Below are 12,436 nucleotides of genomic sequence, written 5' to 3' on the forward strand. Positions count from 1 at the left end.
GGTACTCGTCACGCCCGGATCCGGGCGCCCACCGAAAAGGAGCAGGAATGAGATCCACCATCAGACGTCTGCGCAGAGCCGCGCTGACGGTCACCGCAGTCGCCGCGGCGGCGACCGTCGCCTCGACCGGAGTGCTGCCGGCCTCCGCGACAACGGCGGCCCCGGCATCCGGCGCCGTCACCGCCTCAGAAGTGGCTCCGCCGCCCGATGACTGGCCAGAGTTCGGCTACCAGGGCATCGTCACCGACAAGCCCGAGATGGACTTCGGTGCGAACGAGTACATCTTCCCGAGCGTGTTCCATGCCGGCGCGCATCTCGAGGATCCGCTCGGCGAGTGGTATCTGTACACGGCGCCGCACGATGATCCCGGCGGCATCATCCTGATGTACGCCGACAGCCCGGAAGGGCCGTGGACGGAGCACCAGGGCAACCCGCTGATCTCGCGCGTCTGGGAGCCGCACTACAACCTCGAAGACGGCAGGCCGGGCGCGCGACATGTCTCGTCACCCGACGCGTTCTGGAACGCCGAGGAGGGGAAGCTGTTCCTCTACTTCCACGGCGACAACTCCGTCACCCGGTACGCCACCAGCGACGACGGCGTCACCTTCGAATACGGCGGCGAGGCGGTCACCAATGCGATGGGCGATGCACCCGGAACGCCGAAGGTCACGGAGTCCAGCTACGCGCGCGTCTTCGACCACCCCGATCCGGACTCGGAGTACGAGTACGCGATGTTCTACATGGCCAATGACGACGCACCTGTCGACGGCGGGCTCCGGGGCATCCGTCGCATCCGCCTCGCAGAGTCGGTGGATGCCCGCACCTGGGTCGTCGACCCGGCACCCGTCGTGGAGCCGGGGGTCGAAGAGGGCGCGAACGTGTCGGCTGCGAACATCTGGGAACACGACGGACAGCTCTACGTCATCTACCACGCCTCGAGCGGGAAGAGCTACGCACGGACGATCGACCCGACGCTGCGGGACGTCGGCGATCTGCCGATCGTGTTGCATGAGGCCAGCGGTCTGGGCACCGACGTCGGCCGTGTGGCCGCGCCGGAGATCGTCGAGGACGGCGACGAGACCTATCTCTTCTACGAGTCGGGCGATCGCCTGGGCGGCACGATCGCCTGGGCGAAGGACGGTGCCGACACCGTCGTCGAGCCGCCGTTCGGCGGGTTCCCCGCCGACGAGGACAACCCGGTGTTCGCCACCTGCGCGGCGCCGGGCTCCGACGAGTTCGAGAGCGCGCTCGGCGACGATTGGCAGCGCACGATCCGTGAAGAGCTCGCCCGTCACGAGACGACGGATGGCGCCCTGACCATTCCCACATACGAGGGCGGCGTCGCCGCCGCCCCGCTGCTGCAGCAGCCCCTCCCCACCGGCGCATGGCAGGTGACCACCACGGTGAGCCTCGACCCGAGCCAGAAGTACCAGCAGGCGGGCCTGCTGCTGTATGCCTCCGACACCGACTACGTCAAACTCGACATGGGCCGGGCCGGGCCCGGCCGGGTGACCGAGCTGGTGTCGGCAGGAAGCCCCTCGTTCACGACGCAGCAGCGCTACGACGGCTCCGAGTTGTGGTTGCGGCTGACCAGCGACGGGAAGCAGATCGAGGGCTCGGTGTCGTCCGACGGCACGACGTTCGATCGTTTGGGATCGCCGTTCGGTGCCGAGACCTCACCTGGCGTCCCCCGCTTCACGCACATCGGCCCGTTCGCCTTCCGCGGCTCGGCGACGACCGCCGAGATCACGGCGAGCTTCGACTGGCTTCGGTTCTCCCCCGACGCGGAAGCCTACGAGGAGTGCATGACCGACCCCGGCGATCCTGACGATCCGGGCACCGACCCCAGCGATCCTGACGGCCCTGGCACCGACACTGACGATACGGCTCCGACGGCGGCGCTGACGCACGCGCAGCGGATGCCCGGCCAGCAGCAGTCGGTCACCGGCAACGGCTTCGCACCCGGCGAGACCGTGACAGGAGTGATGAACTCGGATCCGTTGGAGCTGGGCGAGGAGACGGCCGACGCCGATGGCACGGTCTCGTTCGCCTGGACGATTCCGAGTGACACGGCTGCAGGGATGCACACCGTCACGCTCGCCGGCACCGATTCCGGGACGGTGAGCGCCGACTTCCGCGTGGTCGCGACCGGAGCTGTTGAGGAGGGTCGGTCAGAACCGACGGGACCCGGCGATCTCGCCGCCACCGGCACAGACCCGGCTCCCGTCTTGACGACCGCCCTGCTGCTGCTCACCCTCGGCGCCGCAGCCATGGCAGCAGGCCTCGTCCGTCGCCGCCGCAACGGCTGACACCGTCGAACGCACCCTTTTGACCGAGCGTGCCGCTTGCGTGCGTATGCAAGCGGCACGCTCGGTCACATGTGGCACGCTCGCGGCGCGGGGAACGCGCGGCTCAGGCCGTGACGGGCTGCTCGGCGCGGTGGCGGTTCCGGATGGCGCGGTCGCGGCGCCAGGCGACGACACGGCACACGACGTAGATCAGGAACGAGATCGTCGTGATGTAGGGGCTCACGGGGAGCGTGCCCGCGATGGCCAGCATGATGCCGCCGACGGCGGAGACGAAGCCGAACAGCGCTGACAGCAGCGGCACCGCGAGCGGACCGTGCATGACCTTCATCGCGGCAGCAGCGGGCGTGACCAGCAGCGCCATCACCAGCAGCGCGCCGATGATGTGCACGGCGACCGAGACGACCAGGCCCATCAGCAGCATGAAGATCATGCTGATCGCCGTCGACGGGACGCCGCGCGCCGCGGCGGAGGCCGGGTCGAGCGAGTCGAAGCGCAGCGGGTTCCACACCAGCATCAGCACCACGAGCACGGCGGCGGAGATGCCGATCAGCCACCCGAGATCAGGCGTCGTCACCGACACGATCTGTCCGGTGAGCAGGCTGAAGCGGTTGGCGCTGCGCCCTTCGTACAGCGACAGACACAGGATGCCGATGCCGAGGCCGAAGGGCATCAGCACGCCGACGATCGAGTTGCGGTCTCTGGCCTTGGACCCCAGCAGTCCGATCAGCAGAGCAGCTGCGACGGCACCGACCAGTGATCCCGCCACGACGGATGCTCCGGCGAGCAGAGCGATCGCCGCCCCCGCGAATGCCAGCTCGCTGACGCCGTGCACGGCGAAGGCCATGTCGCGCTGCATGATGAACACACCGATCAGCCCGCCTACGATGCCGAGCACGCCGGCGGCGATGATCGCGTTCGAGACGAGCTGGAGCAGGGCGCCGTAGTTCTCGAAGGACAGCACATCGCCCCACTCCAGCGACGGAACAACGCGACTGATCATGCCTCGTCCTCGTGGTTGTGCTCGGCCGCGAACTCGTGATCGTGGTGCGCATCCGCATCCGGAATGCCGACGACCACCAGACGATCGCCAGCCTGCATCACGAACACCGGAGCGCCGTACAGATCGGTGAGCACGTCGCTGCGCAGCACCTCCTTCGGGGTGCCGAGCGTGAAGCGCCCGCCTGCGATGTACAGGATGCGGTCGACATGATCGAGGATCGGGTTGACGTCGTGCGTGACGAACACCACGCTCGCCCCGCGCTCGCGCCGCTCCCGATTGATGATCGAAGTGACCGCACGCTGATTGGCGAGGTCGAGGCTCGACAGCGGCTCGTCGCACAGCAGCAGGTCGGGGCTGTCGGCGAGCGCCTGACCGATGCGCAGGCGCTGCTGCTCTCCTCCGGAGAGACGGCCGACCGGGCTGTCGGCGTAGCCTGTGGCGCCGACGGCATCGAGCAGCTCATCGACGCGCGCCCGCGTTCCCCGCCGCGGGATCGGAAGCCCGAACCTGGCCCCGTTCACGCCGAGGGCCACGAGGTCGCGGCCGCGCAGGTTCGTCTCGAGCGGGAACGGGCGCTGCTGCGGAACGTATCCGACGCGCGGATTGCCGCGGCGCACCCGCTCGCCCGAGACGCGGATCTCGCCCTCGCTGAGGCGCTGCAGGCCGAGGATGGCGCGCAGCAGCGTGGTCTTGCCCGACCCCGATGGACCGAGCACGGCGATGAACTCGCCGGGGTCGACCTGCAGATCGAGGCCCGCCCACAACTCGCGCCCTCGGAGCTCCAACCCGGCCCCTCGCACGTCGAGGACGGGGGCGCGTGAAGACATGAGAACGATTCTACCTCTGATCCTGATAACAGTTTTCATCCGAATGCAGGCCGCCGGATGCCCCTGTGCGGGAAGGTCATCCGGCGGCCCGTACTGGTCGTCAGTCGTCGAGTGCGGCGGCGAGCGCGTCGATGTTGGCCTGCATCCAGACCACGAAGCTCTCGCCCTCCGGCAGCGTTTCGGCGTACTCCACGATCGGCACACCGCCGGATTCAGCAGCGTCCTGCACGGCCGAGGTCTCGGGCCCGGCGGTCTGCGGGTTCAGCACCAGCACATCGACGTCACCGTCCTCCAGCGCCGTCGTCGCCTTGAGCAGCGTGGCGGGCGCCACCTCCTGGCCATGCTCGACGGCCTCGGCGAACCCGTCGGCCGTGACATCCTCGAGGCCCGCCGCCGCGGTGAGGTACCCGCCGACCGGCTCGGTGAACGCAGCCGTCTGCCCCTCGTGGTCAGCGGCGATGGTCTCGAGCTCGCCTTCGAGGCCCTCGAGCTGAGCGATCAGCTCGTCGGCGTTCGCCGAGAACGCATCCGCTTCATCCGGGATCAGCTCGCCCGCCTCCTCGGCGATCGCCTCGACGACGTGGATCACCGTGTGCGGGTCGTACCAGACATGCTCGTTGAAGCCCTCGACGTGGTTGTGATCGTGCTCGCCGTGCGCTTCGTCGTCCGCATGGTCGTGGTGATCGTCGGCGTGATCATGCTCAGCTCCAGCATGATCCTCGTCGTCGCCTTCGGCGTGACCGTCCCCGCCCGGGTAGTCGTGGTTGTGCTCGACGGCCATGATCGAGTGCTCGACCTCGCCTGATTCGACGAGCTCCTCCATGTAGTGGTCGTAGCCGCCGCCGTTGAAGATCGCCAGATCGGCTTCGGTCACCGCGAGCTGATCCTGCGCCGTCGCCTCGTAGTCGTGCGGGTCGACCGTCGGCGAGTCGACGATCGCACTGACATCTGCGGCATCGCCCACGATGCTGGACGCCAGGTCGGCGTAGACGCTGGTGGACGCGACGATCGAGATGCCGCTCGCGCTCTCGCTCGCTTCCGAATCACCGGATGCTGCGCAGCCGGCGAGCGCAAGCCCGGAGACGGCGACGAGGGAGAGGACAGGGAGAGTGCGACGTGTCATGCCCCCATCATACGCCTATCGATAATCGTTCTCCTAATCAGACCGACGACACCCGCACGGCACGATGACCGCCCGCGAGCCGAATTCGAGGCCGTCGCACTCCGAACTGCACAGCAACCTAACCCTGCCGCCCCTTGAAGCGCGGGTTCTGCTTGTTGATGACATAGACGCGGGCGCTCGACGACGCATGCATGACCGGCACCGAGTTCGCAGCAGGCCCGGCCGTCCGGCGTACGATCTCCGACCCTTTCCCGACCTGGGCGACGGCGTAGGGCACATCGATCTCGTCGACGCGCTCGACCTCGCCCGTGTTCTCCACAGCCCGATTCCGCGGATGCGGGAATGTCGGCGGCTCGCCGTAGCCTCGACGGTATGACGAACATCCTCCTCACCGACGCGCATGTGGATGCGCTGTTCACCGAGGAGGACGCGGACGACGGGCGCGCACTCGCATCGCGCGTGCCGGTGCGGGTGCTGCGCGCGGAGACGGGGCGCGAGTTCTCGGCGGCGCTTGTCGCTGTCGGCGCACTGAACGTCGAGGTAGAGATGCACGCCTCAGGCGGCGTCGAGCTGTGGTGCGGGCACTGCGGCGCCGGAGGGTGCGCGCACGGCGCCGCGGCGGTCGCGGTGCTCGCCGAGCACGACGAACCGTTCGGCGTCGGCGCCGTCGGCCGGCCGGAGCACCCGCGCCGTGCGCCGGAGGGCGAGCCGTGGGAGCGCACGCTGCGCGGTGTGCTCCCACCGCCGACCGACCCTGGCCGGGCGGACCCACCTGGCGAGCTGGCGCTGCTGTTCGACATCAGGGGCCATGAGCCCGACGCACCGAAGGGGCGAGGCATCGCGATCCGTCCGGCGATCCGCGGGTCCAGCGGTGCCTGGGTGCGCGGCGGCATCTCGTGGGCGCACATCGCCGAGTCCGACGATCCCGACCCGCGCTGGCGCGCACTGGCCGACATCGAGGGCATCCATTCCGGCCGGCACAACTTCGCCGCATCAGCCGATCGACTGCGCAGGGCCACCGCGCACGGCATGCTGCCTGCGTCTTCATGGAACTCCCCCACGTGGGTCAGGCTCGATGCCGCGCCGTCGCGCGGACTGTGGGATGCGCTGCAGGCGGCGTACGACGCCGGCGTCGAGTTCGTCTCGGCCTCCGGAGGGCAGGAGCCCGTCGCAGTGTCACAGGTCGCCTCCCGCGCCGTGATCGACCTGCGCATCGTCGGCGGTCGCCTCTGGGCCGATCCGACGATCATCGACCGGAGCGACCCGGATGAGCGCAGCCGTTTCCTTCCGATCGGCGCGCCCACCGTCGCGGTCGCTCGCAGCGCGGGCCGCGATGACGCCATCGCGGAGCTGCTCCCGCTCGAGCAGCCCACGACGCCGGAGTTCGACCGCCTGTACGCGTCCGGCCATCTCACGATCCCCGCCGCGCGCATCCCGGACTTCGAGCGCGATTTCCTGCCGCAGCTGCGCGAGGTCGCTCCGCTCGTCTCGAGCGACGGCACCTTCGACGTTCCCGAGCCGCCGCTGCCCGAGCTCGTGCTCGCCGTCAGGCATGCGGATCCGATGGCCCGGCTGTTCTGGGAGTGGGAGTACGCACCGGACGAGCGGCGCAATCGTGCCGCCGAGCGCGACCTGATGGATCGCGTCGAGCAGGCGGCTGGCGCCTTCGCGCACCTGCTCGCGCGCAGGCGGGCCGACCGTGTGTTCCCCGCGCGCGACCTCGACCGCGACGAGACCGTCGAGTTCCTCGCGCACGTGCTGCCGGCCATCCGGGGCGTCGAGGGCCTGCGCATCGAGGCGCATGACGAGGTTCCCGCCTACTCGTTCGCCACGGAGGAGCCGCAGATCTCGATCGGCGCCGACCCGTCGGGTGAGGACTGGTTCGAGCTGAACATCGTGGTCACGATCCAGGGCGAGCCGGTCTCCAGCAGCGCGCTGCTCACGGCGCTCTCGCGCGGGCAGACGTACTTCCGGCTGCTCAGCGGCACGGTGTTCCCGCTGACCGATGAGCGCTTCGCCCGACTGCGCGATGTGCTCACCGAGGCGAAGGCCCTCACCGACAGCCCACCGGAGCATCCGCAGCTGCCGCGCACCCAGCTCGACCTGTGGCAGGAACTGGCGGAGGTCGGCCTGCTCGACCGGCAGACCGCCGATTGGTTCGCCGCGATGCGCGAGCTGGGCGACGATCGGGTCGAGCGGCGCGACCCGCCGGCGAGCTTCCGAGCGACGCTGCGCGACTACCAGCTCGACGGGTTCAGCTGGCTCGACTTCCTGCGCAGGCACCGCCTCGGCGGTCTGCTCGCCGACGACATGGGTCTCGGCAAGACGGTGCAGGTGCTCGCCGCGCTCGAGAAGGCCCGCATCGACGAGCCGGGAGCACGCTTCCTCGTCGTGGCACCGACGAGCGTGGTCGGGCACTGGGTCGCCGAGGCCGAACGCTTCGTCCCCGAGCTGACCGCCGCCGCGATCGGGGAGACCAGCGGCAAGCGCGGCACACCTGTCACCGAGGCGATGGGCGACGCAGCGCTCGTCGTCACGAGCTATGCGATCCTGCGTCTCGACGCCGAGCAGTTCCACGATGCGGGGTTCCGCATCGTGGTGCTCGATGAGGCGCAGCAGGTGAAGAACTCATCGTCGAAGGGCTATGCGGCCGCCCGGATGCTCGGCGCGGCCACGACGTTCGTGGTCACGGGCACGCCGCTGGAGAACAACCTCCTCGAGCTGTTCGCCCTCACCACGCTGGCAGCTCCCGGCCTGTTCGGCACGCGATCCCACTTTCGCGAGCACTTCCAGCGATCGATCGAGCGCGATCACGACGACGACAGACTCCAGCGGCTGCGCGCCAGAGTGCGACCCTTCCTGCTGCGCCGCACCAAGGAGGAGGTCGCACCCGAGCTGCCGCCGAAGACGGAGCAGGTGCTCGAGATCCCGCTGCACCCCACGCACCAGCGCGCCTACGAGCGTCGCTTCCGCCGCGAGCAGCAGAAGCTGCTCGGCCTGCTCGACGACGTGAACCAGAATCAGGTGCAGATCCTCGCATCGCTCACGCGGCTGCGCCGCGAGGCGCTGCACCCCGGTTTCGGCGGCGGCTCCGGCCCGTCCGCCAAGCTCGAGGCCCTCGGCGAGCTGCTCGAAGAGATCGTCGCCGACGGGCACAGGGCTCTGGTGTTCAGCCAGTTCACCGAGTTCCTCGGGCTGGCGGCCGAGGTCGCCGACGACCGCGGCATCCGCTACTCCTACCTCGACGGATCCACGACCCAGCGGAACAGACAGCGGATGGTCGACCGCTTCGAGAACGGCGACGACCCGGCGTTCTTCATCTCGCTGAAGGCGGGCGGCACCGGCCTGAACCTCACCGCGGCCGACTACTGCATCCTGCTCGACCCGTGGTGGAACCCCGCCGCGGAGGAGCAGGCCATCGACCGCACCCATCGCATCGGCCAGTCCCGCCCCGTCATGGTCTACCGGCTCATCGCCGCCGGCACCATCGAGCAGAAGGTGCTCGATCTGCAGTCCAAGAAGCGCCGCCTGTTCGACGATGTCCTCTCCGGCACGGGAGCGACCCCCTTCACCGCCGAGGACTACCGCGAGCTGCTCGGCTGAGTCCGATCAGTCCAGCAGCAGGGCGGGCTCCTCGAGCACGGCGGCGATGTCGGCCAGGAAGCGGCTGATCTTGTCGCCGTCGACGATGCGGTGGTCGAAGGAGCCCGACACCGTCGTGACCCATGCCGGGCGCACCTCGCCGTCGACGACCCACGGCTTCTGACGGATCGCGCCCATCGCGACGATGCCCGCCTCGCCCTGGTTGATGATCGGGGTGCCCGCGTCCATGCCGAAGACGCCGATGTTGGTGATCGTGATGGTGCCGGCCTGCTGATCGGCCGGGGTCGTCTTGCCCTCCCGCGCCGTGAGCGTCAGATTCTGCAGCGCCACGGCGAGCTCACGCAGGCTGAGCTCGTGCGCGTTCTTGATGTTCGGCACGATGAGCCCCCGCGGCGTGGCCGCCGCGATGCCCAGATTCACGTAGCCGCGCACCTGGATCTCGGCACCCGATTCGGTATCGACCCACGCCGAGTTCACCTCGGGTGTGCGCTGCACCGCCCAGATCAGCGCCTTCGCGAACACCAGCAGCGGCGATACCCGCACATCGGCGAACTGCGGCTGCGCCTTCAGCCGCTTCACGAAGTCCATCGTGCGGCTCGCATCGACGTCCGTCCACACCGACACGTGCGGCGCCGTGTACGCCGACTTCACGACCCCTGATGCGGTCGCCTTGCGGACGCCCTTGACCGGGATCGCCTCATAGCGGTCGTCGGCAGGCTTCGCGGCGATCGGAATCGAGCGCTCGCGCTCCGCCGGCCACTCCGGCGTCTCGATGTTGCGGAACACCTTCGCCTGATCAGCGTGCCCCACGACGTCGTCGCGCGTGACCTCTCCGGAGGGACCGGACGGGTTCACGTCGTTCAGGTCGACGCCGAGGTCGCGCGCGAGTTTGCGCACTGGGGGCTTCGCGACGACGCCGACTGCCGATGCGACCGGGCTCTCGCGCTTCGTCTTGCGCCTGCGGGTCTGCACGTCGGCACCCGATCCGTACCCGACCAGCACCGAGCCCGAACCGGAGTCGTCCGCTGGGGCAGCGGCGTCCGGGGCCTTCTCCTCGGGCTCACCTGCGCCTGCGACATGCAGGATCGGGGTGCCCACCTCGACGGTGTCGCCCTCGCCCACCAGCAGCTCCGAGACCTCACCGGCGTACGGCGACGGCAGCTCGACGAGCGACTTGGCGGTCTCGATCTCGGCGACGACGTCGTTGACGGCGATGGTGTCGCCGGGCGCCACGTGCCACTGCACGATCTCGGCCTCGGTCAGCCCTTCACCGACATCCGGAAGGTTGTACGTCTGCATGCGCAGATCCTCTCGTCGTGGCTAGTACGCCATCGCGCGGTCGACGGCTTCGAGAATGCGGTCGGCGTCCGGCAGGTACGCACCCTCCAGCTTGGCGGGTGGGAACGGAGTATCGAAACCCGAAACGCGCAGAACCGGCGCCTCGAGCGAATAGAAGGCGCGCTCGGTCACGGTCGCGGCGACTTCGCTGCCCAGGCTCGTGAAGCCAGGAGCCTCTTGGGCGTAGACCATCCGGCCCGTCGAGCGCACCGATGTCAGGATCGGGTCGTAGTCGACGGGCGACAGCGACCGCACGTCGACGACCTCGCAGCTGACGCCCTCGCCCTCGGCGAGCGCCGCAGCCTGCAACAGGGTCGCCACCATCGCGCCGTGGCCGACGAGAGTGACATCGGTGCCCTTGCGCACCACGCGGCTCGCGTGCAGCGACAGCGCGCGCTCGGCTGCGTCGACCTCGCCCTTCTGCCAGTAGCGCGACTTCGGCTCGAGGAAGATCACCGGGTCGGACGAGCGGATCGCATCCTGGATCATCCAGTACGCGTCGTTCGGTGTCGACGGGCTCACCACGCGCAGCCCCGGCGTATGCGTGAAGTACGCTTCAGGGCTCTCCTGATGGTGCTCGACCGCTCCGATGTGCCCGCCGTACGGGATCCGGATGACCACGGGCAGGCTGAGCCTGCTCTCGTAGCGGTTGGTGAGCTTGGCCAGCTGCGTCGTGATCTGGTCGAAGCCGGGGAACACGAAACCGTCGAACTGGATCTCGACGACGGGACGATACCCGCCCATCGCAAGCCCGATCGCCGTGCCGACGATGCCGGACTCGGCCAGCGGTGTGTCGAGCACACGCTTCTCGCCGAACTCGGCGTGCAGGCCCTCGGTGACGCGGAAGACGCCGCCGAGCGGGCCGATGTCCTCACCCATCATCAGGACGCGCTCGTCGTCGGTCATCGCCTTCCGAAGACCGGCGTTCAGCGCCTTCACGAACGGCATGGTGCCCGTTTCGATCGCGCTCACGCCTCGCCTCCCTCGAACGACGCCTCGTAGTCGGCGAGCCAGCGGGCCTGTTCGTCCATCAGCGGATGCGGGTCCGAGTACACGTGCTGGAACATCGTCTCCTTCGCGGGGGGTTCGAGCTCGACTGTGCGGACTCGCACGTCGTCGGCATAGGCGGCGGCCTCGGCGTCGACCTCGTCGAAGAAGGCGTCAGCCGCACCGCGCGAGGCGAGGTAGGCGCGCATCCGGTCGATGGGGTCGCGGGCGATCCACGACTCCTCTTCGCTCCTGGTGCGGTACTTGGTCGGGTCGTCGCTCGTGGTGTGCGCGCCGAGCCGGTAGGTCACGGCCTCGATCGCGCGCGGCCCGCTCCCCGCCCGTGCCTCGTCGAGTGCCGTGCGGGTGACCGCGTAGCTGGCGAGCACATCGTTGCCGTCGATCCGCAGCGGCTCCATGCCGTAGCCGGCAGCGCGCTGCGCCAGCGGAACGCGCGACTGCACCTCGACCGGCACGGAGATCGCCCACTGGTTGTTCTGCAGGAAGAACACCTGCGGCGTGCGGTAGCTTGCGGCGAACACCATCGCCTCGTGCACGTCGCCCTGACTCGATGCCCCGTCCCCGTAATAGACCATCACGGCCTGATCGGACTCGGGATCGCCCGTACCGACGGCGCCGTCGAGGGTCTTCGCCATCGCAAGCCCCGTGGCGTGCAGCGTCTGCGAGCCGAGCACGAGCGTGTAGTTGCGCACATTGCCGTTGGCGGGGTCCGTCGGATCCCAGCCGCCGTGGCTGACGCCGCGCATGAGCCGGATGATCCCGATCGGGTCGACGCCGCGGACGGTCGCGACGACGTGCTCGCGGTACGACGGGAAGAGTGTGTCCTGCGCCCTCGCCGCGCGCACGGAACCGACCTGCGCGGCCTCCTGACCCCGCGACGGCGGCCACAGGGCGAGCTGGCCCTGCCGCTGCAGCATGGTGGCCTGGGTATCGAAGGCGCGCACCACCACCATGTCGCGGTAGAACTGCTCGAGTTCGGCGTCGCCGAGTGCCTCGATCAGGGGAAGGTACCGCTCGGCCTGCTCCGTCGGCGCGACCCGGCCGCTCGCGTCGAGGACGCGAATGAGGCCGTCGTCTGGTCCGGTGTCGTCATGCGCTGAAGTCACTCCTCCACGCTATGTCCGCGGGACCGAAACGACGGTGTGACATCCTCGACAACGCATTTCCTGATCCATAGGCGCCGATCCACACACCTATGCGCGACCGCGCATGGTGACCGGGTGTCGCG

The 12,436-nt window shown here is 69.2% G+C and carries 9 protein-coding genes; 2 read left to right on the top strand and 7 right to left on the bottom strand.

The window, feature by feature from the left end:
• Positions 1-47: 47 nt before the first annotated feature.
• Positions 48-2,309, top strand: coding sequence for a beta-xylosidase family glycoside hydrolase (locus DZG09_RS01765; RefSeq protein ID WP_119696013.1), 2,262 nt, complete (start codon positions 48-50; stop codon positions 2,307-2,309).
• 103 nt (positions 2,310-2,412) lie between these two features.
• On the opposite strand, the gene DZG09_RS01770 is transcribed toward DZG09_RS01765, so the two are convergent.
• The 4 genes from DZG09_RS01770 to DZG09_RS01785 all read right to left on the bottom strand — a co-directional run bounded on the left by DZG09_RS01770 (position 2,413) and on the right by DZG09_RS01785 (position 5,578).
• Positions 2,413-3,309 (bottom strand): metal ABC transporter permease, encoded by an 897-nt coding sequence (locus DZG09_RS01770; protein WP_119696014.1) that lies wholly within the window; start codon positions 3,307-3,309, stop codon positions 2,413-2,415.
• Positions 3,306-4,136 (bottom strand): metal ABC transporter ATP-binding protein, encoded by an 831-nt coding sequence (locus DZG09_RS01775; RefSeq protein WP_119696015.1) that lies wholly within the window; start codon positions 4,134-4,136, stop codon positions 3,306-3,308. The genes DZG09_RS01770 and DZG09_RS01775 overlap by 4 nt, the downstream gene beginning before the upstream one ends.
• A 100-nt stretch (positions 4,137-4,236) precedes the next feature.
• Positions 4,237-5,259, bottom strand: coding sequence for a metal ABC transporter solute-binding protein, Zn/Mn family (locus tag DZG09_RS01780; RefSeq protein WP_119696016.1), 1,023 nt, complete (start codon positions 5,257-5,259; stop codon positions 4,237-4,239).
• A 118-nt stretch (positions 5,260-5,377) separates the two neighbouring features.
• Positions 5,378-5,578, bottom strand: a complete 201-nt coding sequence (locus DZG09_RS01785; protein ID WP_119696017.1) for a ribosomal protein bL36 — start codon at positions 5,576-5,578, stop codon at positions 5,378-5,380.
• Positions 5,579-5,631: 53 nt separating this feature from the next.
• Here DZG09_RS01785 and DZG09_RS01790 point away from each other — a divergent pair, with 53 nt between their 5' ends.
• Positions 5,632-8,862, top strand: coding sequence for a DEAD/DEAH box helicase (locus DZG09_RS01790; protein WP_162893107.1), 3,231 nt, complete (start codon positions 5,632-5,634; stop codon positions 8,860-8,862).
• Between the two features lie 6 nt (positions 8,863-8,868).
• On the opposite strand, the gene DZG09_RS01795 is transcribed toward DZG09_RS01790, so the two are convergent.
• Genes DZG09_RS01795 through DZG09_RS01805 form a run of 3 tightly spaced genes read right to left on the bottom strand, consistent with a single transcriptional unit; the run spans position 8,869 to position 12,314 of the window.
• Complete coding sequence (locus DZG09_RS01795; protein ID WP_119696019.1) at positions 8,869-10,167, bottom strand: dihydrolipoamide acetyltransferase family protein; 1,299 nt, start codon at positions 10,165-10,167, stop codon at positions 8,869-8,871.
• A gap of 15 nt (positions 10,168-10,182) precedes the next feature.
• Positions 10,183-11,148 (bottom strand): alpha-ketoacid dehydrogenase subunit beta, encoded by a 966-nt coding sequence (locus DZG09_RS01800; protein ID WP_119697322.1) that lies wholly within the window; start codon positions 11,146-11,148, stop codon positions 10,183-10,185.
• 20 nt (positions 11,149-11,168) lie between these two features.
• Entirely contained in the window at positions 11,169-12,314 is a 1,146-nt protein-coding gene (locus tag DZG09_RS01805) for a thiamine pyrophosphate-dependent enzyme (protein ID WP_240423607.1), read from the bottom strand.
• Positions 12,315-12,436 lie beyond the last annotated feature (122 nt).

Origin of the sequence: Microbacterium halotolerans (genome assembly GCF_003569805.1) — a bacterium.
Taxonomy (GTDB): Bacteria; Actinomycetota; Actinomycetes; order Actinomycetales; family Microbacteriaceae; genus Microbacterium; species Microbacterium halotolerans.

Excerpts from the sequence above, each read along its gene's own strand:
- DZG09_RS01765 (WP_119696013.1), top strand. The coding sequence starts at position 48 with ATGAGATCCACCATCAGACGTCTGCGCAGAGCCGCGCTGACGGTCACC.
- DZG09_RS01770 (WP_119696014.1), bottom strand. The coding sequence starts at position 3,309 with ATGATCAGTCGCGTTGTTCCGTCGCTGGAGTGGGGCGATGTGCTGTCC.
- DZG09_RS01775 (WP_119696015.1), bottom strand. The coding sequence starts at position 4,136 with ATGTCTTCACGCGCCCCCGTCCTCGACGTGCGAGGGGCCGGGTTGGAG.
- DZG09_RS01780 (WP_119696016.1), bottom strand. The coding sequence starts at position 5,259 with ATGACACGTCGCACTCTCCCTGTCCTCTCCCTCGTCGCCGTCTCCGGG.
- DZG09_RS01790 (WP_162893107.1), top strand. The coding sequence starts at position 5,632 with ATGACGAACATCCTCCTCACCGACGCGCATGTGGATGCGCTGTTCACC.
- DZG09_RS01800 (WP_119697322.1), bottom strand. The coding sequence starts at position 11,148 with ATGCCGTTCGTGAAGGCGCTGAACGCCGGTCTTCGGAAGGCGATGACC.